The sequence below is a fragment of the Salana multivorans genome, assembly GCF_003751805.1.
GTDB classification, from domain to species: domain Bacteria; phylum Actinomycetota; class Actinomycetes; order Actinomycetales; family Beutenbergiaceae; genus Salana; species Salana multivorans.
This window is the reverse complement of record NZ_RKHQ01000001.1, coordinates 167,967-190,837: the sequence shown is the minus strand read 5'-3', so window position 1 is coordinate 190,837 and position 22,871 is coordinate 167,967. Positions and strand designations below refer to the sequence as shown.

Genomic DNA, 22,871 nt, shown 5'->3' with positions numbered 1-22,871 from the left:
CGGTCAGCGCAGGCCGACCCGCTCGAGGAACGGTCCCGAGAACACCCCGCGCGGGTCGTAGGAGGCGATGAGCTCCCGCGCGTCGTCCCAGCGCGGGTAGAGCGACCCGACGTCCCGCCGGACGAAGAGCTTGCCCCAGTGCGGCCGTGCGTCGTAGGGGGCGAGCACCTCCTCGAGGCGGGCGAGCACCGCCGTGACCGCTGGCACGTCCTGCCGCCAGGTCGTGTGCAGGCCGATCGTGTCGCGTCCCTGCTCCCCGGACAGCCACAGGTCGTCGGCCGCCACCGAGCGGATCTCGCTCACCAGGACGAGGTCGCGCACGTCGGCGAGCACCGGCGCGGCCGCGGCGATCGCCTCGGCCGCGACCTCGCGCGGGAGCAGGTACTCGCTCTGCAGCTCGGCCCCGGCCGACGGGGTGAACTCCAGCCGGAAGTGCGGCAGCCGGTCGAACCACGGCCCGGGGACGCCGCCCTGCTCGGTGCAGGCCGCGGCGTCGACGCCGGCGATCGGGTGGCGCGGGCCGTCGGCGGGCCGACCGCCGAGCCCCGACAGGTCCCGGACCGGGCCCGCGTCGACGCGGTGCTTGCGCCACAGCGCGCACGCGCCGTCCCACCGGGTGAAGGCGCTCACCGACGTCGCGCTCGACCAGACGGCGTCGAGATCGGCCAGCACGCCGCCCAGCGGCACGTCGTCGACGACCGTCTGCGCGACGTCGTAGGTCGGGCGAACGGCGAGATCGAGGTCGACGACGACGCCGAGCGCGCCGAGGGCGACGACGGCCCCCGGGAAGTCGGCGTCGCCGCGGCGCAGCGTCGCCAGGTTCCCGTCGGCCGTCATGAGCCGGACGCCCGTGACGCAGCTCGCGAGCGAGCCGATGGCGTCGCCCGAGCCGTGCGTCCCGGTCGCGACGGCGCCGGCGACGCTGATGTGCGGGAGCGAGGCAAGGGCGTCGAGCCCGGCGCCGCGCTCGTGCAGCCACGGGCCGAGCGTGCCGTACCGCGTCGCGCCGCTCACCGTGACGGTCGCGCCGTCCGGCGCGAGGACGGGCTCGGACGCGAGCGCCTCGAGCGAGACGAGCAGCCCGGGGGAGTCGGCGAGGTCGTTGAAGGAGTGGCGCGACCCGAGCGCGCGCACGGGGGCGCCGCTCGTCACGACGGCGCGCAGCTCCTCCAGGGTGCGGGGGATCACGAGCCCGCGGCCGCCGTAGGAGCGGTGACCGGCCCAGGTGCGCGGGGAGGGGAGGACGTCGGCGTCGTTCATGACCCAACCCTGCCACCCCCGACCGGGCGCGGCTACGCTGGAACGGATGCCTACCGAGATCGGCGCCCTGACCGTCCTGCCGGCCCGGCGCGAGAACATCGAGCTGCACACGGCCGACGGCCTCACCCTCGTCGGCGAGGTCGCGCTGCCCCTCGACCGCGACCCCGTGGCGACGCTCCTCACGCTCCACCCCCTGCCGACGCACGGCGGCTACATGGACTCGCACGTCTTCCGCAAGGCCGCCTGGCGCCTCCCGGCGCTCGCCGACCTCGCGGTCGTCCGGTTCAACACGCGCGGCACGACGTCGCCGCGCGGGACGAGCGACGGGGCGTTCGACGGCGGCCGGGCCGAGCGGCACGACGTCCACGCGCTGCTGGAGTACGGGGAGTTCGAGGAGCTGCCGCGCCGCTGGCTCCTCGGCTGGTCCTTCGGCACCGAGCTCACGCTCATGCACGGCGACGACCCGAGCATCGAGGGCGCGATCCTCCTCTCGCCGCCGCTGCACCGGGCGACGGACGACGACCTCGACCGCTGGGCCGCGTTCGGCAAGCCGGTGCGGATCCTCGTCCCGGAGCACGACGACTTCCTCCAGCCGGCGCAGGCGCGCGAGCGGTTCGCGCGGATCCCGCAGGCCGAGCTGATCGACGGCCCCGGGATGAAGCACCTGTGGGTCGGGGAGAACGCCGTCCGCTGGGTGCTCACGAAGATCGTCGAGGTGGTCAACCCGGCGGCGCTGCCGCTGCCGACGCAGTGGGACGGCCCGGTCGGCGAGGCGGCCCCCGAGCCGGCGGCCACCACCAGCGCGTCCGAGCCCGAGTCCTGAGGAGAGGAGCCGCCATGTCCGATGTCACGCACGAGGGAGCCGAGGCGGCCGACGCCGTGGGCGCCGGTCCGCTCGTCCTGCTCCACGGCTTCCCGTTCGACGCCTCGATGTGGGACGACGTGGTCGAGCTGCTCGGCGAGCGCGACGTCCCGACGCTCGCGGCCGACGCCCCCGGGTTCGGCGCCTCCGACGTCCCGGACGGGGAGCCGTCGCTCGACGTCGCGGCCGACGCCCTGCTCGCGGTGCTGGACGACCTCGGCCTCGAGCGCGTCGTGCTCGCCGGCCTGTCGATGGGCGGCTACATCGCGATGGCGTTCGCGGCGCGTCACGGCAGTCGTCTCGCCGGTCTCGCGCTGCTCGACACCAAGGCGGGGACCGACACCGAGGCGGCGCTCGCGAACCGGTACCGCGTCGCCGAGGCCGCCGAGCGCGGCGAGGGGGCCGAAGCCGTCGCGGGCATGATCGACGTCCTGCTGGGCGAGACCACGAGGGCGAACGAGCCCGACGTCGTCGAGCGGCACCGGAGCTGGCTCGCCGAGGCGCCCGACGCCGGGATCGCCTGGGGCCAGCTGGCGATGGCGGCGCGGCCGTCCCGGTTCGAGGTGCTCGAGGACCTCGAGGTCCCGGCGCTCGTGGTCCGCGGGAGCGAGGACGCGCTGTCGACCCAGGCGGACGCCGAGGCGATGGTGCACGCGCTCCTGGCGCACGACGGCGACGCCGAGCTGGTCGTGATACCCGGCGCCGGCCACATGACGGCGACCGAGGACCCGGAGGCCGTGGCCGACGCACTCGAGACCTTCTGGCGCCGGTGCACCGGGACATGACGGTCCTGGGGACGGATCCCGTCCCGCGGCTGCCGGCCCTCGCCCGGCGCGCGGTCGAGGCGGCCGGTCGGGCCCGGCTCGCCGAGGCGCTGGAGTGCGCGACGCGGTGGCTCGACCTCGTCGGCCGGCTGTGCGCCGATCGGCTCGAGGCCGTCCGGCCCGACGACGCGCTGCGCGTCCTCGGCGTTCTCGTCCAGGTCGACCGGCACCGGGAGGCTCGGACGCTGTCGGAGCTGGCGAGGCGCGCGCCGGGCGCACCCGACGCGGTCCGCGCGAGCCTCGACCTGTTCGAGGACGCGACGGACGTCTTCAACGGCGTCCGGCCGTGGCAGCAGGTGCCGTCGACCCGGCTGGCCCTCGACCCGCCCGTGACCACGGGGACCGAGCTCGACGTGGTGCACGCCGCCGTCCGCTCGGCGTGGACGAGCCTCGACGACGATGATCCGGAGCGCGCCCTCGCGCACACGACGGCGGCGGCCGAGGTCGTGCCCCGGCCGGCGTCGTGGCCGATCCTGGTCCTCCCGCACGTCGTCGCACTGGTGACGTGCGGGGAGCTGGCCGAGCTGGCCCGGCTGCGCGCGACGCTCCTTGACGGCGAGCACTGGACCTCGCGGGTGCGCACCCACCCGGCGTTCCTGTCGGCGCGGGTCGCCGTGGCCGAGATGACGATGCGGACCTGGCTCGAGGAGGAGCCGTCGGTCCGGACGAAGGGGGCGCCGCCGGAGGCGCGCGACCGCGTCCGCGCCGTGCGCGTGGCGACGACCGGCGGGGCGCGCTCCCGCCGTCCGCTCGACCTCGACCGGATGCCGGCCCAGTCGCGCCGGGCGCGGCACGGCACGCTGCTCGCGGAGGCGATGCGGCGCGCGCGCGAGGGCGACGACGCGGGGGCGCTGGAGACGCTCCGGGCGGCGTGCGGCGAGGAGGGGTGCGCGTCGCTGTTCCCGGTCGCGCTCGCCGTGGCGCCCTGGCGCAACGTCGAGCGGCTGCTCGCCCTGGCCGAGACCCTGCCGCCGGACGACCCGGGCCGTCGCGTCCTGGCCGTCACCGGTTACCCGCTGCACCGCCGACACGCGGGCTGAGCGCCGAGCCCGGGGTGGCCGACCGGTCACTCCGTCGCGAACAGCTCGGTGAGGTAGGCGATGTCGTCCTCGCGATCCGCGACGAACGCGGACTCGTGCTCGTCCCGGACGGTTCGGTGCGCCGCGACGTAGTCGAGGTCGGCCTGGCAGGTCGCGTCCGCGACGGCGAGCGAGACCTCCCAGTCGACCAGCTCCTGGAGCTCGGCCGCCCCCGCCGCCGGGGCCGACCCGTGCGCGCGCCGCCACTCCTCCCAGCGCTCGGAGACCAGGTTGATCGTCTCGTAGGGCTGGGCGAGCCCGGGGAAGCCGGCGTCCGCGACGCAGCCCGCCCACGCGCGGTCGAGCGCGACCACCCGCGGGTCCTGCCAGATCGCGACCTCGACCCGCGCCGTGTCCTCCTGGAGCTCGACGTAGACCGGGTCCTGGAACCGGGCGACCTCCTCGGGCGTCGATTCGCCCCGGCTGCACCCGGCTGCGGCCTCGCCGTACATCCGGCGGCCCTCGTCGCTCAGCGCCTCGCGGATCTCGAGGTTGGGGTCGACCCCGATGTCGACCGGGTCCTCCAGGTCCGCCCGCCGGTCCATGATGAACCCGTAGCCGATCTGCCGCGCCCGCTCGACGGGGTCGAGCCCCGCGTACTCGGGCAGCGTCGCGATCCCCGGGCCACCGCTGATCGGCCCCTCGGGCAGCCACGGGACGTACTCGAACCCCTCGGCGGCCATGCACGCCGCCATCGCGTCCTGGGCGGCGATCGCCAGTGCCCGCCCCTCGGCGACCTCGTCCTCGAGCGTGAGGCCGGCGCGTCCCTCGATCCGAGCCCAGGCCGCCTCCAGCGGGGACGGGGCGGTGGGGTCGACGACGCCGGCGTCCGCGCCGGCCGACGCGTCGGGGCCCATGGTGGCGGCGGACTCCTCGGCGCTCGCCGCGCTCCCGGACGCGGCGGGGTCGGCGGGACCGGAGCCGCCGCCCGAGCAGGCCGCCAGCGTCGTGGCGAGCGCTGCCGTCGCGAGCACGACGCCGCGGGTCGCGCGGCACCTCCGGACGCGGGGGAGCTGGGGCGTGGGCCGGGCCGTTCGTCGTGGCAGGGACATGCCCCCAGCCAACCGCCGGGCGCGGTGAGCGGCATCGGCCCGACGGTCAGCCCGTCCGTCCGCCCGGCGGAACCCCGGTCCGGGGATGCTCAGCCCCAGGGCTGAGCCGGGACGGTCGCGACCGCGCGGACGGCACCGGGACGGCGGCGCATTCCCGCCGTAGGGCTGAGGTGCGCCGCGTTGCGCTCGGTTAGCGTGAGAGCCATGTCGACCACCGGGTCCTCCTGGCGCCCACGCCTCGGCGTCGGGACGGTGGACGCCCTCGTCGGCCTCGGTGTCCTCCTGCTCTGGGCGCTCGCCATCGTGGTGCTCCACGAGGCCGGCTGGCGTCCCTTCCGCTCCTCCATCTACTGGTGGAGCGGCGGCCTGCTCGCCCTGGCGATCGCGCTGCGCCGCGCGCGCCCGGTGCTCGGGTTCTGGCTCGTCGCCGTCGCGACGGTCGTCGTGTTCCGCACCGGCCTGCTCACCATCCTCCAGCTCGGGCCGCTCGCCCTCGCCACGTTCTCCGTCATCCGGAGCGGCCGGATGACGTGGCTGACGGCCGGTCTGCCCGCGGTCCTGGCGGCCGCGAGCCACCAGTACATCGGGACGATGACGGGCGAGGTCGGGACCTGGGTCTGGCGGATGGTCGAGGCGGACGGCAGCCCGACCGGCTGGTACTGGCACCTGCTCAACGTGTGGCCGGGGCTGGACGGAACCCTCGTCCTCCTCTCCGACCCGTCCCGGCTGGTCCAGGCCGAGGCCATCGTGCTGGTCGCCGTCGCCCTCGGCCACGTGGTCCGCCGCCTCGACCAGACCCGCGCCGAGCTGGAGGACCGCAACGCCGCGCTGGTCGCGCTCCAGCGGGCGGAGTCCGAGCGGGCCGTCACGGCCGAGCGGAACCGGATCGCGCGGGACCTGCACGACGTCGTCGCCCACCACGTGACGGCGATCGTCGTGCGCTCGCAGGCCGCCGTCCACGTCGACGAGCCGGGCCTCGCCCGCGAGACGCTCGGCTGGATCGCCGGCGAGGGCAAGGAGGCGCTCGCGGCCACCCGCTCGCTCGTCCAGGTCCTGCGGGAGGACTCCGGCGCCATGTCGACGACGACGGCCTCGCTGGACGCGGTCCTCGAGCGCACGGCCGACCGCGTGACGAGCTCCGAGCTCGCGGTCCGGCTGGAGCTGCCGCCCGAGCTGGACCCGCTCGGGCAGGAGCTGGAGACCGCGATCGCCCTCATCGCCCAGGAGGCGCTGACCAACGTCGCCCTCCACTCGCGCGCGGACGAGGCCGTCGTCGCCCTCACGGTCGAGCGGGCCGACCGCGCGCGACTCGTCGTGAGCGACGCGGGGCCGGCGGCCGGTTCGGGCGTGCGGCGCGCGGGCGGGAACGGCCTGCGCCACATGACCGAGCGGGCCGAGGCGCTGGGCGGCTCGCTCACCGCGGGCCCCGCGGGAGCGGGCTGGCGGGTCGTCGCGGACCTGCCCGTGACGACGAGGCGCGCCCCGTGAGCGCGCCCGGAGCCGACCCGACGCGACCCGGCGGCGCGGCGGAGGAGGGGACGCGACCCGTCCGCGTCGTCGTCGTCGACGACCAGGCGACCATCCGGCTGGGGCTGCGGCTCATCCTCGACCACGACCCCGGCATCGACGTGGTGGGGGAGGCCGGCGACGGCCGGGCGGCCGTCGATGTGGTGCGGCGCGAGCGGCCCGACGTCGTGCTGATGGACGTGCGGATGCCGCGGATGAGCGGCATCGAGGCGATCGAGGTGCTCACGGCCGACGCCGAGCTGGCGCGCGTCCGGGCGCTCGTGCTCACGACGTTCGACGACGAGGACTACCTCGCGGGGGCGCTGGCCGCGGGTGCGAGCGGGTTCCTGCTCAAGGACGCCGAGCCGGCCGAGCTGCTCACGGCGGTGCGGCGGGTGGCCGCCGGCGACAGCGTGCTCGACCCGGCCGTCACGCACCGGGTCGTCACGGGGTACGTCGCGGCACGACGGGCGTGCCCGGCGGTGGACCCGCGGCTCGCGCTGCTCTCGCCGCGCGAGCTGGAGGTGCTGGACGCCGTGACGCGGGGCCTGTCCAACCTCGAGATCGGGCGGGAGTTGTTCTGCTCCGAGGCGACGGTGAAGAGCCACGTCCGCTCGCTGCTCACCAAGCTGGACCTGGTCAACCGCGTCCAGCTCGTCGTGTTCGCCTACTCCTCGGGTCTCGTGACGCCGTGACGCCGCGGCACCGGGCGCGCCCGGCGGCCATCCGTCAGGACTTGAGGTGGCGGGCCAGGGCGGCGTCCATGTCGATCGTCTCGCCGTCGCCGCCGCCCTCGCCGACGATGAGCGGCGGGTCCGTCGGCGGCGGCGTGTAGCCGCGCATCCGCTCCAGGAACGAGAGGTCCTGGATGAGGACGTAGAAGCCGCCCTGGGTCGAGACGGCGACCGAGCCGTCCGTCTTGAGGTACCAGCCGGTCAGCGACGTCCGGGCCTGACCGCCGCGCCGGCCGCGCACCACGAGCGGGACCGGGGGTACGGCGTCGGTCGCGGCGCGGGCGAGGAAGGCGTCGATGATCGCCTGCGCCCTGGCCGACTCGACCCGCTTGCGCTCCTGCAGGCGGCGCTCCTGCTCGGCGGCCGCCTCGCGGCGCCGCGCCGTCCAGTCCTCGCCGGTCTCCGCGCCAGCGCCCGACACGTCGCCGACCTCAGCCGCGCGAGCGGGTGTCGGCGGCGACCGGGGCGTCGACGGCGTCGATGACCGCGGTGTCGTCGGGCTCGCCGGCGTCCGTCGCCTCGGTGTCGGTCGGCTCGTCGTCCGGGCCGTCGTCCGCGGCCGACGACGCCTCCGTCGTCGCCTTCCGCAGCGTCTTCTCGGCGTCGGCTGCCTTGGCCAGGAGCTGGCTGCTCGCGACGCCGGTCCCGCCGAGCAGGCCGCGCAGCTCGTCGAGGTAGGCCGTGATGGCGTCGCGCTGCCGCTCGAGGTCGGCCAGGTCGCCGGAGATCGCGTCGAGCCGGCGCTGCGCCTCGACCGCGGCGCGGCCGACCGTCGCCTCGGCGTGCTCGTTCGCCTCGACGACGATCCGGTCGGCGCGCTCGCGCGCGGTGGCGAGCGTGCGGGCCGCGTTCTCCTCGGAGGAGGTCGCGATGGACTCGGCCCGCGCGATGGCGTCGACGACGCGCTGCTCGGCCTGCGTCACCTGCGCGTCGGCGTCGGCGAGGAGCTGCTCGACGTTGGCCTTGGCCGCGTCGTACAGCTCGGCCTGCTCCTTCTCCGCGGCCTCGCGGCGTCGTGCGATCTCCAGGTCGCCCTCGTCCTTGGCGCGCGCGGACTCCTCCAGCAGGGCCGCGGCGCTCGCCTCGGCCTCGGCCGTGAGCGTCGCCGCGGCGGCGCGCGCCTCCCGCAGCACCTTCTCCGCCTCGGCGGCCGTGGTCTCGCGCAGCGACGTCGCGTACTCCTCCGCCGACCGGCGCGCGGCCTCGGCGTCCGCGTCGGCCAGCCGCCGGACCTCGGCCGCGTACGCGTCGGCCTCGCCCCGCGTGGCCGACGCCTGCGCCGTCGCCGTGGCGATCAGCTCGCGCGCCTGCGTCTCCGTCGCGACGCGCAGCTCGGTCGTCTCGCGCTCGACCTCGGCCCGGCGCGTCCCGATCTCGCGCTCCAGACCGGCCCGCTTCTCCGTCACCTCGGTCGTCAGGGCGGCGCGGATGCCGCGCGCCTCGCGCTCGGCCGAGTCGACGAGCTCACTGGCGGTGAGCGTCGCGGCGGAGCGGACGCTGTCGGACTCGGCGTGGGCCGCTGTCGTCGCCTCCTCGGCCTCGCGGCGGGCGGCGGCGAGCCGGTCGGCCGCCTCGCGCTCGGCGCGGGCGAGCACGCGCTCGGCCTCGCCCTCGGCGCTCGACCGGATGCTGGTGGCGCGCTCGGTCGCCTGCGTGACGACGTCGGTGCTCTGCTCCTCGGCGGAGCGCAGGAGCTGCTCGATCCGGGAGCCGAGGCCGGCGTAGGTCGGCGTCTCGGTCTCGCTCAGCGCGCGCTGCGCCTCGGTGAGCTGGCCGGTGAGGCGCATGGCCTCGGCGTCCGACGCCTCGAGCTGGCGGCGGGTCTCGGCGAGCACACGCTGGAGGTCGGCGATGTGCTGGTCCACCTGGGCGCGGTCGTACCCGCGCAGGGCCGTGGGGAATGCGGTCTGCTCGTCAGCCATGGGGTCGATGCCTTCCGTCGCGCGGGGATCGACCCGGCATGGGTGGGTTGAGGGCGATCCCGACCTGACCAGCCTAGACCGGGAAGGGTACCCTGGTGCGCGGTCAGGGAACCGGTCATCGCGCCACGCCCTCGACGCTCACAGTCCGTACTGGAGGAGGTCACGTGGTCCGTCGCGTGCTCGGAGTCCTGCTTGTCGTCCTCGGCGCAGCGTCGATCGTGCTCGGTGTCCTCTCCGCCACGTCCTGGCGCACGTCCGACACCGTGACCGTGACCACACCGTCCGCCGACGTCCCGGTGGTCGTGGTCGAGCCCGGGGTCGCCGGGATCGTCGACCGGGTGGTCGACCTCACCGTCACGGCCGCCGACCCGACGCAGACGGTCACGATCGTGACCGCGCGCGACGTCGACGCCGACGGCTGGATCGGCGACGCGGGCGTCCAGCGGGTCGAGGACCTGGCCGACTGGACGGAGCTCGTCACGACGACGACCGAGGGCGAGCAGGAGGTCCCGGACCCGGCCGTGAGCGACATGTGGCTCAAGGTGCAGCAGGCCGAGGGCTCGATCGAGCTCGAGGACTTCCGCGCCCCCGAGGACCGCACCGTCCTCATGGTGGTGCGCGACGGGACGGACGGCCCCGCGCCGACCGTCTCCTTCACCTGGCACCGCGACGTGGCCACGCCGTACCTCATGCCGCTGGTCGGCGCGGGCATCGCCGCCGTCGTGCTCGGGATCGGGCTCGTGGTCTCCTCCTTCGTCGGCCGGCCCTCGCGGGCCGCGCGTGCCGCGGAGAAGGAGCGCCGCCGTCAGGGCGCCGCCGGCGTGGCCGTCGACGAGGACCGCGACACCGTCATCCTGTCCCGGGTCACGGACGGCGACGCCGACGCGCCCGTCCGGACGAGCATCGCCGAGGGAGCAGCGGCCGCCGAGGCCGCCGGCGAGCCCGGCGACCCGACCCCCTCGACCCTCACCCGGCGCGAGCTGCGCGCGCTGCGGGCCCAGAGCCAGGCGGCCGACCTGGAGGTCATCGCCGCCGGGATCGGCCCGGCCTCCGACGACCTCGCGTCGCCCGACGCGCCCGAGGCCTACGCCGACTGGCTGCGCTCCGAGGAGGGCGGTGAGGCCGGGGCAGCGGCGGCTGGGGCCGCCGGAGCCGCGTCCGACGTCTCGCGCGGCGAGGCCTGGCGGCGCCGCTGGGGCGTCGGCCCGGCCGAGGAGACCGACGGCGACGCCGGTGCCGACGATGGCGACGATGCCGCCGGGGACGACACCGACGTCGAGGAGCGCGCGGCGGTCGAGGCGAGCGAGGCGAGCGAGGCCTTCGACGACGCCGAGGCCGAGGTCGAGGCGGACGAGGTCGAGGCGGACGACGCCGGGACGGACGACGCCGAGGCCGAGGTCTCGGAGACCGAGGACGCGCCGGAGCCGCCCGATGGCGACTCCCAGGAGGCGTCCAGCGACGTCGACGAGGCTGGCGACGCCGAGCGCGACGGCGACGAGCACGAGCAGCACGGCGACGAGCACGGCGACGAAGCGCACCACGAGGGAGGGGAGGAACGATGAGGCGGACACGGATGGCCGCCGTCGGCGCGATGCTGGCGGCCGCGCTGCTCGCGGGCTGCTCGGAGGAGCCGGCCCCCACGCTGACGCCGCCCCCCGTCCCCGAGTACGCCCCGCCGGCGGTCACGGAGGAGCACGCGCAGGAGATCCTCGACGACGTCGAGCTGACGATCCTCGAGGCGGACGCGGCCGGCGACGCCGAGCTGCTCGCGCCGCGCGTCACGGGGGCGGCGCAGGAGTTCCGCCGGGCCGAGTACAACCTCGCCAGCGTCTCCGGGGGCGAGAGCGGTCCGAAGAAGCTGTGGACCGACTCGGCGCTCACGGTCGTGACCGCGACCGACGGCTGGCCGCGCAGCATCCTCGCGGTGTCGCAGCCGACGGCCGGCGACACCCGCCGCCTGCTCCTCGGGCTGGTCCAGGACGGTCCGCGGGACCCGTACCGACTCGTCGCGTGGTCGAGCATGCTGCCGAGCGCCACCACCCCGACGTTCCCCGCCGCGAGCGTCGGGACCGCCCCCGTGACGGCCGACCAGGCCGGTCTCAGCGCGACGCCGACCGAGGCCCTCACGTGGCTCGCCGCGTCGGCGACGGACATCGAGAGCGAGGGCAGCGCCCACTTCGCGGACGACCCCTACCGCGAGCGCGTGCGGCAGGAGCTCGCCGACCTCAAGCAGGCGGCCGAGGCCGCCGGCGAGGTGAGCTGGGAGTGGACGCCGGGCGAGATCGTCTTCGGCGTCGGGACGGCCGACGGCGGGGCGCTCGTCATGGGCACGCTCGACACGGTCATGACGATGCGCAAGACGATCGACGGCGCCAAGCTCAACCTCGGCGGCGAGTGGGCGTGGTTCGTCGGGGGAGACCCCGTCGACGCCGCCGTCACCGGGACCTACAAGACGATGGTCACGCTCTACATCCCGCCGGCCGGCAGCGAGGACCTCATTCAGCTCGTCGGCGCCGAGCGCGTCATGACGGGGGCCGAGCGGGTCGAGTAGACCCGGGCCACCGTCGCCGGCTCGTCACCAGTTCGTTCGTTTGGAGTCACCATGAACCAGCCCAACCCGTCCGGTCTCGACATCCGCGGGGCGGTCGACCTCTCGATGCTCCAGAAGCCGACCCCGGCGCAGGAGCGGGCGGCGGCGGCCTCGGCCGCCGCGGCGTCCCAGGCGGCGCCCGGCGTCATCGTCGACCTCACGCCGGAGAACTTCCAGGAGGTCATCGAGTCCTCGGCGCAGGTCCCGGTCATCGTGGCGATCGGGGCGTCCCGATCGGCGACCGGCGAGCAGATGACGCCCGTCCTCGAACGGGCAGCGATCGCCTACCAGGGCCGGTTCCGGCTCGCCCGCGTCGACGCCGACGCCCAGCCGCAGATCGCCCAGGCGTTCGGCATCCAGGCGGTGCCGTGCGCGGTGGCCGTCATCCAGGGGCAGCCGCTCCCGCTGTTCCAGGGCTCGCCGTCGCCCGAGCAGGTGGCGCAGGTGCTCGAGCAGCTCCTCGCGGCCGCCGCCGAGGCCGGGGTGACCGGCAACGCCGCGACGGGCGAGGCCCCCGCCGCCCCGGCGCCGGGGGAGGACGAGGAGGATCTTCCCGAGCTGCCCCCGCTGCACCAGGCGGCGTACGAGGCCATCGAGGCCGGTGACTGGGACGCCGCGACGGCCGCCTACCAGAAGGCTCTCAACGAGAACCCGGCCGATCTCGACGCCAAGGCCGGCATCGCCCAGGTCGCGCTCATGAGCCGGATCGACGGGGTCGAGGACGCCCTCGCCGTGCTGACCGCCGCCGACGCGGCCGGGCCGGGCGACGTCCCGGCCAACCTGCTGGCCGCCGACGTCGAGCTGGCCGCCCGCCGCCCCGGTGCCGCCTTCGCCCGGCTCATCGCCGTCATCAGGGCGACCTCGGGGGAGGACCGCGAGACCGCGCGCAAGCGCCTGGTCGAGCTGTTCGAGCTCGAGGACCCCGCGTCGGAGGACGTGAAGCGCGCCCGCCGCGAGCTGGCGCTCGCCCTGTTCTGACCCGCCGCCGGTCTCCTCGCTCGCTCAGTCGAGAAGGTAGTCGACGATCCACCCGCGGACGGCGGACAGGTCAGCTGGACCGATGACGCCGATCCGCGTGAGCAGTCGGCCGCGGCTGATCGTGCGAACCTGCTCCGTCATCGCGAAGGTCGGGTGGTGGAGCGCGTCGAGACCGTCGAGCCGCACGTGATTCGGCCACTGTCGATCGGTCGAGGTGAGCGGGACGGCCAGTGCCAGCGTCGTCACGGTGTCGAGGTAGAGCCCCCCGGAGACGATGAGGACCGGACGTCGCCCTGCCTGTTCCCGGCCGACGGCGGGATCCGGGCGTGCCCACCACACCTCGCCGGGACTCAGCTCCACGCGTCGTTCAGCCACGAGCGCGTCTCGGCCTCGTACGCCGCGTCGGCGGGATGCGCGAGCATCGCTCGCCTGACCGACGCGAAGCGGTCCCGACGCTCCTCGTCCTCGGCGAGCGTGACGAGATGCTCACCCAGCGTCCGGCCGTGCCGCTGGGCCTGAGCCTTGAGCCGGTCGCGGAGCTGGACGTCCACCTTGATCGTCGTCACAGTCATACCAAGAGTATGACTCTCGTCGGTCCTGACGGCAAGCATCGGTACCTCACCCGTGCTCGACGCCCGGCGCGGGTGCCCCACCCACGCTCGACGGAGGCGGCCTACCGCTCGGGCGTCAGCCAGATCGCGCCGAGGGCGGGGACCCGGATGACCGCCGAGTGCGAGCGCCCGTGGTACGGCTCGTCCCGTGCCTCGACCATCCCGAGGTTGCCGACGTCGTAGCCGCCGTACTCGGACGCGTCCGTGTTCAGCACCTCGCGCCACCGGCCGCCGAACGGCAGCGCGACGCGGTAGTCCTCGTGCGTCATGCCCGAGAAGCTCTGGACGCACACCACGACGTCCGCCTCGGACAGCGGCACCCCGGCCACGGCCGCGTCCGTGCGGAAGTAGGCGAGCACGTTGCGGTCGCCGTCGTTCGCGTCGAGCCACTGGAACCCGCCCGGCGTGAAGTCGTCGGCCCACAGCGCCGGGTGCTCCCGGTACAGCGTGTTGAGCCGGCGCAGCAGCTCGGCGACGCCGCGGTGCCCCGGGTCGTCGAGGTGCCACCAGTCGAGGCCGCGCTCCTCGTTCCACTCGGCGCCCTGGGCGAACTCCTGACCCATGAACAGCAGCTTCTTGCCCGGGTGCGACCACTGGTACGCGAGCAGCCCGCGCACGCCGGCGAGCTTCGTCCGGTGGTCGCCCGGCATCTTCGCCAGCAGCGAGCCCTTCCCGTGCACGACCTCGTCGTGCGAGAGCGGCAGGAGGAACTGCTCGGAGAACGCGTAGACGAGCGAGAACGTCAGCTCGCCGTGGTGGTAGCGCCGGTTGACCGGGTCCTCCCCGAGGTAGCGGAGGGTGTCGTTCATCCAGCCCATGTTCCACTTGAGGCCGAACCCGAGGCCGCCGGCGTCGGTCGGCGTCGTGACGCCGGGGAAGGAGGTCGACTCCTCGGCGATCATGACGGCACCCGGCGCCACGCGGTAGGCGACGGCGTTCGCCTCCTGCAGGAGCGCGATCGCCTCGAGGTTCTCCCGGCCGCCGTACTGGTTCGGCTCCCACTCGCCGGGGTTGCGCGAGTAGTCGAGGTAGAGCATCGAGGCGACGGCGTCGACGCGCAGGCCGTCGACGTGGAACTCCTCGAGCCAGTACGCGGCGTTCGCGACGAGGAAGTTGCGCACCTCGGTCCGGCCGAAGTTGAAGACGTACGTCCCCCAGTCCTTCTGCTCCCCGCGCCGCGGGTCCGGGTGCTCGTACAGGTGCGTCCCGTCGAACTCGGCGAGCGCGAACGAGTCCTTCGGGAAGTGCGCCGGCACCCAGTCGAGGATGACGCCGATCCCGGCCTGGTGGAGCCGGTCGATCAGGTAGCGCAGGTCGTCCGGCACGCCGAACCGCGCGGACGGCGCGTAGTAGGAGGTGACCTGGTAGCCCCACGACCCGCCGAACGGGTGCTCGGCGAGCGGCATGAGCTCCACGTGGGTGAACCCGAGCCAGGTGACGTACTCGACGAGCTGCTCGGCCGCCTCGCGGTAGGACAGCCCCTTCTTCCACGACCCGAGGTGCACCTCGTAGATCGACATCGACGAGGTGTGCGGGTCGGTCGCCGCGCGCCGGTCGAGCCACGCCTCGTCGTGCCACTCGTAGTGCGTGTCGGTCACGACGGAGGCCGTCAGCGGCGGAACCTCGCTGGCCCGCGCCATCGGGTCGGCCTTCTCGATCCAGCGCCCGTCGCGCGTGTTGATCTCGTACTTGTAGCGGGCGCCGATCTCGACGCCGGGGACGAACAGCTCCCACACGCCGCTGGACCCGAGGGAGCGCATGGCGTACCCGCGCCCGTCCCAGTCGTTGAAGTCGCCCTTGACGCGCACGGACACCGCGTTCGGCGCCCACACGGCGAAGGAGGCGCCGTGCACCTCGCCGAGCACGGACGGGTAGGTGCGCAGGTGCGACCCGAGCACGTCCCAGAGCCGCTCGTGCCGACCCTCGCCGATGAGGTGGAGGTCGACCTCGCCGAGCGTCGGCAGGAACCGGTAGGGGTCGTCGACCGTGATCGTCTCGGGGCCGTACCGGGCCTCGACGCGGTAGTCGGGCGCGCCCCCGGCGGTCGCGGGGATGGCGGCGACCCAGATGCCGTCCACCTCGTGCTCCGCCGGGACCCGGGTCGGCTCGGCGTCCTGGCCCGCGACGACGAAGGTCACGGCGTCGGCGAGCGGCCGTCGCGTGCGGATGGTCACCGTGTCACCGGAGACGTGGGCGCCGAGCACGTCGTGGGGGAGCGCGTACTCGCCGCGGGCGACGGGGCCGAGGATCGAGTGGTCGATGGGGGCCGGGGTTGCCATGTCAGCTCCGCTCGTCGGTGGTGGGGACGTCGTCGTCCGTGTCCCCATTGTGGTGGGTCTCGCCCCCGCGGTCGGGCCCGTCCAGCAGGTGGTCGATCGCCGTCAGCGGGATGGACAGCCAGTCGGGTCGGTTGCGTGACTCGTACACCGCCTCGTACAGCGCCTTGTCCAGCAGGAGGGCGCGCAGCAGCTCGCCGCCGTCGTCGGCATCGTGATCGGCGACGTCACCCGCGCCCGCGCCGGGGTCGGTCCGCAGGCCCTCGGCGTACCCGGCGAGGAAGGCCTCCTGCGCCTCGGCGACCCACGTGCGCACCGCCTCGGGATCGGCGCCGTCGACCCGGGCCGAGCCGCCCGCGTAGTCGAACGAGCGCAGCATCCCGGCCACGTCCCGCAGCGGGAGGTCGGGCAGCACGCGCTCGCTCAGCGGCCGCAGCGGCTCGCCCTCGAAGTCGATGACGGCCCACGTGCCGGAGGCGGAGCGGAGCACCTGGCCCAGGTGGTAGTCGCCGTGGATGCGCTGCAGGTCGGGCCAGCGCTCGGCCGGCAGGGCAGCGACCGCGTCGAGCGTCGAGGACACCTCGGCCGCGACGTCCTCCCGGTCGCCGAGCCCCGGCACCTCCGCCAGGGCGGTGGCGGCGCGGGAGCGAAGCTCGGCGACGATCCGGAACCGGTCGTCGGCCGACGGCGGCCGGGTGCCCGTGGTCGCCGCGAGCGTGCGGTGGATCCCCGCCGTCGCGAGGCCGAGCTCGCCGGCCTCCTCGGCGAAGGAGACGCCAGCGGCCGCGAGCCGGACGGCCACCCGGCGTGCGTCCTCGGCCGGCGTGAGCAGCTCCTGGGCGAACGCGAGGTGGTAGACGGGCTCGTCCGTCGCGCCTCCGCCGGCGGGCCCCGCGTCGTCGCCGGTCCCGTCGTCGACCGGCTCGGCGGCCTCCTCGATCACCCCCGGCAGCCCCGTCGATGCGACGTAGCCGAACACGAGCGGCACGTTCGGGCTGCCCGCGGCGGACAGCGCCGCCGGCAGCACGACGTCGGGGTTCTCCCCCGGCGAGAGGACGCGGAAGACCTTGACCATGATCGGAGCCAGCTCGGTGCCGTCGGAGTCGACGAGGCGGCACAGCAGCGAGGTGTTCGACTGCTCGCCCGTCAGCACCTCGTGCGACGCGAGGTGGATGTGCCGCGCCGGGCCGAGGGCCGTCGCCGTGACGTGCGGCTCCTCGGTGTCGCTCAGCCGACGGTGCTGCGCCCGCGCGCGACCGACGAGCAGGTCGACGAACGCACCGGCGAACGCCGGGTCGGCGGTGCCGTCGTAGACCCAGCGCGTGCCGAGCACGCCGTGCTGGGTCGTCCCGACCAGGTCGGCCGCCTCGCCCTCGAGGGCCGAGCCCCGATAGGTGAGCGGCACCTGGTAGAGCACCGGCGCCGGTCCCGAGGAGTCCTCGACGAGCAGCACCTCGATGCCGACCTCGCCGGACGGGTCGTCGAGCCGGTACCCGCCGACGTGGCGCAGCTCGGGGGTGACGGGCTCACCCGACCCGCTCTTGCCGGCGTACCACCGGCGGGTCGGCAGCCAGCCGGTGAGCAGCTCGAGCTTGGTCGGCTCGAGGGTGGTGCGGTGGATCTCGGCCATCGACGTCTCCTGATCGCCTCGTGCGTCGGGTCCGGCTCAGTCGCGCTCGACGACGAGCACGTGCGCGACGGCGTGCCGCGGGTCCAGCCGCACGTAGTTCTCCCGGCCCCACACGAACGACTCGCCGGAGAGCTCGTCCCGCACGCGGAACGTGCCGGACGCCTCGTCCCGGCCGGTGAGGCCGAGCGCGGCGAGGTCGAGGTGCACCGTGCCCTCGCGGGTCGCCCACGGGTCGAGCGTGAGGACGACGAGGACGGTGTCCGGCCGGCCGTCGGGCGTGTACCGGCCGTCGAGGTGGCGGGAGAAGCAGATCGTCTGGTCGTCGCTCGTCCCGTGGACCGTGAGGTTGCGCAGCTGCTGGAGCGCCGGGTGGCGGTGACGGACGTCGTTGAGGATCCCGAGGAGCCGGGCGATCCCCAGGCTGTCTCCCCGGCGCCAGTCGCGCGCGACGTACTGGTACTTCTCGTTGTCGATCTGCTCCTCGACGCCCGGTCGCGGCACGTTCTCGACCAGCTCGTAGCCGGAGTAGATGCCGTACGTCGGGGCGCCGAGCGCGGCGAGGACGGCGCGGATCGCGAAGATCGCGACGCCCCCCTGCTGCATGTTCGGCGTGAGGATGTCGTGGGTCGTCGGCCAGAAGCTCGGGCGCATGTAGCTCGCGGAGTCTCCCGCCACCTCGCGGAGGTAGTCGAGGACGTCGTGCTTGGCGATGCGCCAGGTGAAGTAGGTGTAGGACTGGTGGAACCCGACCGCGCCCAGCATGCGCATCATCGCCGGCTTGGTGAAGGCCTCCGACAGGAAGATGACCTCGGGGTGGGACGCGCGGATCTCCGTGAGCAGCCGCTCCCAGAAGCTCAGCGGCTTCGTGTGCGGGTTGTCGACGCGGAAGGCCGTGACGCCGTGGTCGATCCACTTCTGGAGCATGTCCCGGATCGCGACGTAGATCCCCTCGGGGTCGTTGTCGAAGTTGAGCGGGTAGATGTCCTGGTACTTCTTCGGCGGGTTCTCGGCGTAGGCGATCGTCCCGTCGGCCCGCGTCGTGAACCACTCGGGGTGCTCGGTGACCCAGGGGTGGTCGGGGGAGGCCTGGAGCGCGATGTCGATCGCCACCTCGAGGTCGAGCTCGCGGGCCCGCGCGACGAACGCGTCGAAGTCGTCGAAGTCGCCGAGGTCGGGGTGGATCGCGTCGTGACCGCCGTCGGGGGAGCCGATGCCGTAGGGCGAGCCGGGGTCGTGCGGGCCGGCCGTGAGGGAGTTGTTCGGCCCCTTGCGGTTGGTCGTGCCGATCGGGTGGATCGGGGTGAGGTAGACGACGTCGAAGCCCATCGAGGCGATCCGGTCGAGCTCCTGGGTCGCCGTCCGGAGCGTGCCCGAGCGCCACCGGCCGGACGTGGGGTCCTGCCACGCCCCGGCGCTGCGCGGGAAGAACTCGTACCAGGCGCCGGCGAGCGCGAGCGTGCGGTCCACGCGCAGCGGGTAGGCGGCCGAGGGGGACACGGCGTCGCGCAGCGGGTCCCGCGCGAGCAGCCGGGTCACCTGCGGGGCGAGGGCGGCACCGAGTCGCGTGAGCGGGGGCCGCTCGGTGTCGCGCAGCGTCGCGGCGGTCGCGGTGAAGACGTCCACGGCCTCGGCGCGGTCGGCGGCGCCCGCCTCGGCCGCGGCGCGGTCGAGCAGGAGGGCGCCCTCGAGCAGCATGAGCTCGGCGTCGATGCCGGCGGACACCTTGATCTCGGCGTCGTGCCGCCAGGTGCCCCAGGGGTCGGACCAGCCCTCGACGTGGAACGTCCACTCGCCCTCGGCATCCGGCACGAGCTCGCCGACCCACGCGTTGAGGCCGGGGTTGACGCAGGTCATCGTGGTCCGGGAGGCGGTCGTCCCGTCGGGCCGGGTGAGGACGAGCGAGGCATTGACCGCGTCGTGGCCCTCCCGGAAGACGGTCGCCCGGATCGGCACGACCTCGCCGACCACGGCCTTCGTCGCCCACCGGCCGTTCTCGATCGTCGGTGCGACGTCGACGACGGGGATCCGGCCGATCGGGACGGGCGGCGTCGGCAGCGGGACCGGCTGCGCGGCGCTCGCCGGAACCGCATCGCTCGGCGCGGGAGCCGCCGGCGGTGCGCCGGCCGTGACGGCCGCGCTCGGCACGGCGGCCGGCACGGCGGCCGGGGCTGCCGGCTCGGCGGTGGCCGGCGGTGCGCCGGCCGGGCGAGGGGTGGCGGGACGCGGGGGGGCGGGCTTCTTCGTCACGGGACGAACCTAGCCGCAGGTGAGGCCCAGGTCACACTTCGTCCGGGTAGCGTCCTGGTCATGACCACGATCCGATGGGACACCCCCGCCGAGACCGATGCCGCCTGGGGCTGGCTCGAGCCGCTGCTCGGCGAGTTCGGGACGGTCGGCTGTCTCGTGCCGGCGGGGTTCGAGGCCCACGTCAGCGTCCCGAACTCGCGCGACCCGGAGAACAACGGCTGCTCGCTCGTCCAGACGCACGACGACGCCCGCCCCGACGGCCGCGACCAGCTCGACCGGCTGCTGGCCGTGCTCGGGCTCACGGGTCCGGGCACCGACCGCGTGCTGCACTGCGCGATCTGGGAGGGGTTCGGCGGGATGTTCCGCGAGCCGGACGGGACGGTGGGCGGCGCCAGCCTCGGCATCTCCTTCGGCGCCGGGGACGAGCTCACGCCGCAGCAGCTGGAGGCCGAGCGGCGCCGGATCGAGGCGGAGTGGGCGGCGAGCAGGCCGCCGCGCCCACCGGCGACGACGCTGCACCTGCCGCACCGCGACCACTACACCTGGACGACGACGGCGGGCCGCCTGCGCGCCGATGTCGGGACGCTCGACGGCTTCAGCCCGACGATCGTGTTCCCCGCCGACCCTGCTGGTGGGTCCGGGCCGGCCGCCGGGGGCTGGCTGTGGCACAGCGAGATCGACGGTCGGCGCACGGAGATCGGCGGTCCCGCAGCCCTCCTCGCCCCGCTCCTGACGCCGGAGTGGGGTGGGATCGCCGTCGAGCGAGCTGACCTGCTGGGAGAGATTCCCGGCTGGCCCGCCTGAGGCCGTCAGTACGTCATCCCGAGCGCCCGGTGGACCCGGGCGAGCGTGGCGGCGGCGACCGCGCGGGCCCGATCCGTCCCGGCTCGCAGCGCCGCCAGCACGGCGCCCGGGTCGCGCGTCAGCTCGGCACGCCGCGCGCGCAGCCCGGCCAGCTCGGCGTTGACCGCGTCCGTGACGTAGGCCTTGAGCGCGCCGGCGCCGCCGTCGCCGATCTCCTCCGCCAGGTCCGCCGGCGTCCGACCCGAGCACATCGCGCCGACGAGCAGGAGGTTCGCGACCTCGGGTCGGCGCTCGGGCTCGTAGGTGATCCGCCGCTCGGAGTCCGTGACGGCGCGGCGCAGGACGCGAGCGGTCTCGTCGGCCGTCATCGCGAGATCGATCGTGTTCCCGCGTGACTTGCTCATCTTCTGCCCGTCGGTGCCGAGGACCGTCACGGCGTCGGTGAGCAGGGCGTCCGGCGGCACCAGGCCGGCGTCGCCGTAGCGCTCGGTGAAGCGCCGCACGATGAGCCGGGCGACCTCCAGGTGCGGGAGCTGGTCCTTGCCGACGGGCACGACGTTGGCCCCGCAGAACACGATGTCCGCCGCCTGGTGGACCGGGTAGGTGAGCAGCAGCCCCGAGAGCTGGCGGCCACCGGAGGCCGCGTGCTCCGCCTTGACGGTCGGGTTGCGGCGCAGCTCGGCGTCGGTGACGAGGGAGAGGAACGGCACGACGAGCTCGTTGAGCTCTGGCACCTGGGAGTGGGCGAAGAAGGTCGTCCGCTCGGGGTCGAGGCCGAGCGCGAGCTGGTCGGTCACGACGTCGAGCACGCGCTCGCGCAGCGGACCCGGCGCGTCACGGTCGGTGATGACCTGGTAGTCGGCGACGACGACGAACGTCTCGACGCCGGCCTCCTGCAGCGCGAGGCGGCCGCGCAGCGTCGCGAGGTGGTGGCCGAGGTGGAGGCGTCCCGTCGGGCGGTCGCCGGTGAGCATGCGCAGCCGGTGCGGGGCCGTGCGGACGAGATCGGCCAGCTCGGCGGAGCGCTCGCGGGCGCGGTCGAGCGAGCGCGCATCGTCGGGCGTCTCGCCGGGAACGCCGCCCGGAACGTCGCCCGAGGCGGGGGTGGTCGTGCTGGTCGCGGTGGTGCTGGTCATGCCGGGCTCCTTCGTGCGGCCGCGCTCGCGGTCGGACGTCGCCGGGAAATGACGAGGGCCGCCACGAGGGCGGCCCGGGTGATGGGTGTGGGGTGGCCGCCGTCAGGGCAGCCACCAGCCGCGGGACTGGAACGTCGCGCTGGTCACGGTGGGAGCATACGCCGATCGCCGGATCAGGCGCGCGGCTCGGGCGCGGGCTCGGGCGAGGGCAGCGCGAGGTAGCGCGCCCGGACCTCGAGCACGCGCCGCAGCCGGTCGCTGAGGTCCTCGACCAGCTCGGTCCGGTAGACGGCGTCGACCTGGACGTTCATCGCGTAGTAGAGCCCGCTGAACGTCGCGAGCGCGACGGAGACCCGCAGGAGCGTCTGGTCGATCACGAGGTCGGCGCCGAGGAACGCGAGCGGCTCCCAGAGGTTCCCGCCGCCCACCTGCCAGACCTCGCGCACCTCGGGCGTGATCGCGAGCGTCCCGACGACGACGAAGAACGCGCCCGTGAGGACGCTGACGAGCAGCACCTGGAGGAGCTGGGACATCGCGACGGTCGCGACGACGTTGCGCAGCTGTCGCGGGCTGAACGTCGTGGCCTCCTCGGGCAGGCCGCGACCCGCCTCCGCGAGGATGACCCGGGTCTCGCGCCGCGCCCCGGCCGTCGTGAGCACGGTGATGACGAGGAGGAAGAAAGCGCCGAGCGCGTAGTTCGCCTGCGGCGCCACGGCGTCGAACACCTGCCACACGTCGGCGTTGAAGAACAGCACGATCGAGAAGATGACGACGAGCGGGAGCAGCCGGACGAGCCGGCGCAGCGAGTCGCCGAGCTCGGCGCCGACCCGCGCGGTTCCCCACCACAGCGTCGTCGCGATGCCGAGGCCGACGACGACGCGCACGATCCCGAGGAGCAGCAGGTTGACCACGACGACGCCGATCGACTCCCGCCACGCCACGCCCATGACGATCGGCACGAGCGCCGGCGCGAGCACGAAGAAGGCGAGCTCCGGCACGCCGACCCGCTGCGGCAGCGTGCTCCACGGTCGACCGCGCAGGCGGTTGAGCCCGACCCAGGCCGCCCCGACGATCGCGAACGGCGCCACGAGCGCGAGCAGGTTCTGCCACCACGCCCACTCGGTGTCGAACCAGGTGAGCAGCTCGAGGATGAGGACGCCGAGCAGGAACGGCGAGGAGCGTCCCCACACGTCGCGGCCGACGGAGTGCTCCTCGACGAGCGACGGCAGCCCCTGCCGCCGCAGGTAGCGCTCGCAGTCGCGGCGCTCGCGGGCCACGTCCCGGGCGAGGTCGCGCGCGGTGCCCGCGGTGGTGCCCCGGACGGCGGCCGCCTCGTCGTCGCCCATCGGTCCCTCGTCCC

The 22,871-nt window shown here is 74.8% G+C and carries 20 protein-coding genes; 9 read left to right on the top strand and 11 right to left on the bottom strand.

The window, feature by feature from the left end:
* Nucleotides 1-3: 3 nt before the first annotated feature.
* A complete protein-coding gene (locus EDD28_RS01015) occupies nt 4-1,260 on the bottom strand; it encodes an FAD-binding protein (RefSeq protein ID WP_123737935.1) in 1,257 nt (418 codons plus the stop codon).
* A gap of 46 nt (nt 1,261-1,306) precedes the next feature.
* Here EDD28_RS01015 and EDD28_RS01010 point away from each other — a divergent pair, with 46 nt between their 5' ends.
* Genes EDD28_RS01010 through EDD28_RS01000 form a run of 3 tightly spaced genes read left to right on the top strand, consistent with a single transcriptional unit; the run spans nt 1,307 to nt 3,986 of the window.
* Entirely contained in the window at nt 1,307-2,083 is a 777-nt protein-coding gene (locus EDD28_RS01010) for an alpha/beta hydrolase (RefSeq protein WP_123737934.1), read from the top strand.
* A gap of 14 nt (nt 2,084-2,097) precedes the next feature.
* Entirely contained in the window at nt 2,098-2,907 is an 810-nt protein-coding gene (locus tag EDD28_RS01005; protein WP_123737933.1) for an alpha/beta fold hydrolase, read from the top strand.
* A complete protein-coding gene (locus tag EDD28_RS01000) occupies nt 2,904-3,986 on the top strand; it encodes a hypothetical protein (RefSeq protein WP_148059505.1) in 1,083 nt (360 codons plus the stop codon). The genes EDD28_RS01005 and EDD28_RS01000 overlap by 4 nt, the downstream gene beginning before the upstream one ends.
* A 26-nt stretch (nt 3,987-4,012) precedes the next feature.
* Here the strand turns inward: EDD28_RS01000 and EDD28_RS00995 are convergent, their stop codons facing one another.
* Nucleotides 4,013-5,077, bottom strand: coding sequence for a hypothetical protein (locus EDD28_RS00995; RefSeq protein ID WP_148059504.1), 1,065 nt, complete (start codon nt 5,075-5,077; stop codon nt 4,013-4,015).
* Between the two features lie 204 nt (nt 5,078-5,281).
* Here EDD28_RS00995 and EDD28_RS00990 point away from each other — a divergent pair, with 204 nt between their 5' ends.
* Both EDD28_RS00990 and EDD28_RS00985 read left to right on the top strand, forming a co-directional pair.
* Entirely contained in the window at nt 5,282-6,565 is a 1,284-nt protein-coding gene (locus EDD28_RS00990; protein WP_123737930.1) for a sensor histidine kinase, read from the top strand.
* On the top strand, nt 6,562-7,278 hold the full coding sequence (locus EDD28_RS00985) for a response regulator (protein WP_123737929.1): 717 nt from the start codon (nt 6,562-6,564) through the stop codon (nt 7,276-7,278). The genes EDD28_RS00990 and EDD28_RS00985 overlap by 4 nt, the downstream gene beginning before the upstream one ends.
* A 34-nt stretch (nt 7,279-7,312) precedes the next feature.
* Here EDD28_RS00985 and EDD28_RS00980 read toward each other — a convergent pair whose 3' ends face one another.
* Both EDD28_RS00980 and EDD28_RS00975 read right to left on the bottom strand, forming a co-directional pair.
* A complete protein-coding gene (locus EDD28_RS00980) occupies nt 7,313-7,738 on the bottom strand; it encodes a hypothetical protein (protein WP_123737928.1) in 426 nt (141 codons plus the stop codon).
* A 10-nt stretch (nt 7,739-7,748) separates the two neighbouring features.
* Nucleotides 7,749-9,239: a DivIVA domain-containing protein gene (locus tag EDD28_RS00975; RefSeq protein WP_123737927.1), complete on the bottom strand. Its 1,491-nt coding sequence runs from the start codon at nt 9,237-9,239 to the stop codon at nt 7,749-7,751.
* A gap of 164 nt (nt 9,240-9,403) precedes the next feature.
* On the opposite strand from EDD28_RS00975, the gene EDD28_RS00970 reads away from it, so the two are divergent.
* The 3 genes from EDD28_RS00970 to EDD28_RS00960 are packed head-to-tail and all read left to right on the top strand — an operon-like array spanning nt 9,404 to nt 12,807.
* Nucleotides 9,404-10,801: a hypothetical protein gene (locus EDD28_RS00970; protein WP_123737926.1), complete on the top strand. Its 1,398-nt coding sequence runs from the start codon at nt 9,404-9,406 to the stop codon at nt 10,799-10,801.
* Complete coding sequence (locus EDD28_RS00965; RefSeq protein ID WP_148059503.1) at nt 10,798-11,790, top strand: DUF8094 domain-containing protein; 993 nt, start codon at nt 10,798-10,800, stop codon at nt 11,788-11,790. The genes EDD28_RS00970 and EDD28_RS00965 overlap by 4 nt, the downstream gene beginning before the upstream one ends.
* A 51-nt stretch (nt 11,791-11,841) precedes the next feature.
* Nucleotides 11,842-12,807 carry a tetratricopeptide repeat protein gene (locus tag EDD28_RS00960; protein WP_123737924.1) on the top strand — a complete coding sequence of 322 codons (966 nt, stop codon included), beginning with the start codon at nt 11,842-11,844 and terminating at the stop codon, nt 12,805-12,807.
* A gap of 24 nt (nt 12,808-12,831) precedes the next feature.
* Here EDD28_RS00960 and EDD28_RS00955 read toward each other — a convergent pair whose 3' ends face one another.
* The 5 genes from EDD28_RS00955 to EDD28_RS00935 all read right to left on the bottom strand — a co-directional run bounded on the left by EDD28_RS00955 (nt 12,832) and on the right by EDD28_RS00935 (nt 19,571).
* Complete coding sequence (locus tag EDD28_RS00955) at nt 12,832-13,182, bottom strand: type II toxin-antitoxin system PemK/MazF family toxin (protein WP_123737923.1); 351 nt, start codon at nt 13,180-13,182, stop codon at nt 12,832-12,834.
* Nucleotides 13,158-13,379, bottom strand: coding sequence for a hypothetical protein (locus tag EDD28_RS00950; protein ID WP_211339083.1), 222 nt, complete (start codon nt 13,377-13,379; stop codon nt 13,158-13,160). Before EDD28_RS00950 ends, EDD28_RS00955 begins: the two co-directional genes overlap by 25 nt.
* 101 nt (nt 13,380-13,480) lie before the next feature.
* A complete protein-coding gene (gene glgB, locus EDD28_RS00945) occupies nt 13,481-15,697 on the bottom strand; it encodes a 1,4-alpha-glucan branching protein GlgB (protein ID WP_211339082.1) in 2,217 nt (738 codons plus the stop codon).
* A 1-nt stretch (nt 15,698) separates the two neighbouring features.
* The gene (locus EDD28_RS00940; protein ID WP_170169307.1) at nt 15,699-17,324 is read right to left on the bottom strand and encodes a maltokinase N-terminal cap-like domain-containing protein; all 1,626 of its coding nucleotides are present in this window, start codon (nt 17,322-17,324) and stop codon (nt 15,699-15,701) included.
* Between the two features lie 36 nt (nt 17,325-17,360).
* Complete coding sequence (locus EDD28_RS00935; protein WP_425469958.1) at nt 17,361-19,571, bottom strand: maltotransferase domain-containing protein; 2,211 nt, start codon at nt 19,569-19,571, stop codon at nt 17,361-17,363.
* Between the two features lie 60 nt (nt 19,572-19,631).
* On the opposite strand from EDD28_RS00935, the gene EDD28_RS00930 reads away from it, so the two are divergent.
* Nucleotides 19,632-20,375: a hypothetical protein gene (locus EDD28_RS00930; RefSeq protein WP_123737921.1), complete on the top strand. Its 744-nt coding sequence runs from the start codon at nt 19,632-19,634 to the stop codon at nt 20,373-20,375.
* 5 nt (nt 20,376-20,380) lie between these two features.
* Here EDD28_RS00930 and trpS read toward each other — a convergent pair whose 3' ends face one another.
* Together trpS and EDD28_RS00920 are read right to left on the bottom strand one after the other, a co-directional pair.
* On the bottom strand, nt 20,381-21,511 hold the full coding sequence (gene trpS, locus EDD28_RS00925) for a tryptophan--tRNA ligase (protein ID WP_123737920.1): 1,131 nt from the start codon (nt 21,509-21,511) through the stop codon (nt 20,381-20,383).
* Between the two features lie 173 nt (nt 21,512-21,684).
* Complete coding sequence (locus EDD28_RS00920; protein WP_123737919.1) at nt 21,685-22,857, bottom strand: hypothetical protein; 1,173 nt, start codon at nt 22,855-22,857, stop codon at nt 21,685-21,687.
* Nucleotides 22,858-22,871: the final 14 nt, after the last annotated feature.

Excerpts from the sequence above, each read along its gene's own strand:
- EDD28_RS01015 (WP_123737935.1), bottom strand. The coding sequence starts at position 1,260 with ATGAACGACGCCGACGTCCTCCCCTCCCCGCGCACCTGGGCCGGTCAC.
- EDD28_RS01010 (WP_123737934.1), top strand. The coding sequence starts at position 1,307 with ATGCCTACCGAGATCGGCGCCCTGACCGTCCTGCCGGCCCGGCGCGAG.
- EDD28_RS01005 (WP_123737933.1), top strand. The coding sequence starts at position 2,098 with ATGTCCGATGTCACGCACGAGGGAGCCGAGGCGGCCGACGCCGTGGGC.
- EDD28_RS01000 (WP_148059505.1), top strand. The coding sequence starts at position 2,904 with ATGACGGTCCTGGGGACGGATCCCGTCCCGCGGCTGCCGGCCCTCGCC.
- EDD28_RS00995 (WP_148059504.1), bottom strand. The coding sequence starts at position 5,077 with ATGTCCCTGCCACGACGAACGGCCCGGCCCACGCCCCAGCTCCCCCGC.
- EDD28_RS00990 (WP_123737930.1), top strand. The coding sequence starts at position 5,282 with ATGTCGACCACCGGGTCCTCCTGGCGCCCACGCCTCGGCGTCGGGACG.
- EDD28_RS00975 (WP_123737927.1), bottom strand. The coding sequence starts at position 9,239 with ATGGCTGACGAGCAGACCGCATTCCCCACGGCCCTGCGCGGGTACGAC.
- EDD28_RS00965 (WP_148059503.1), top strand. The coding sequence starts at position 10,798 with ATGAGGCGGACACGGATGGCCGCCGTCGGCGCGATGCTGGCGGCCGCG.
- EDD28_RS00960 (WP_123737924.1), top strand. The coding sequence starts at position 11,842 with ATGAACCAGCCCAACCCGTCCGGTCTCGACATCCGCGGGGCGGTCGAC.
- EDD28_RS00950 (WP_211339083.1), bottom strand. The coding sequence starts at position 13,379 with ATGACTGTGACGACGATCAAGGTGGACGTCCAGCTCCGCGACCGGCTC.
- glgB (WP_211339082.1), bottom strand. The coding sequence starts at position 15,697 with ATGGCAACCCCGGCCCCCATCGACCACTCGATCCTCGGCCCCGTCGCC.
- EDD28_RS00940 (WP_170169307.1), bottom strand. The coding sequence starts at position 17,324 with ATGGCCGAGATCCACCGCACCACCCTCGAGCCGACCAAGCTCGAGCTG.
- EDD28_RS00930 (WP_123737921.1), top strand. The coding sequence starts at position 19,632 with ATGACCACGATCCGATGGGACACCCCCGCCGAGACCGATGCCGCCTGG.
- trpS (WP_123737920.1), bottom strand. The coding sequence starts at position 21,511 with ATGACCAGCACCACCGCGACCAGCACGACCACCCCCGCCTCGGGCGAC.
- EDD28_RS00920 (WP_123737919.1), bottom strand. The coding sequence starts at position 22,857 with ATGGGCGACGACGAGGCGGCCGCCGTCCGGGGCACCACCGCGGGCACC.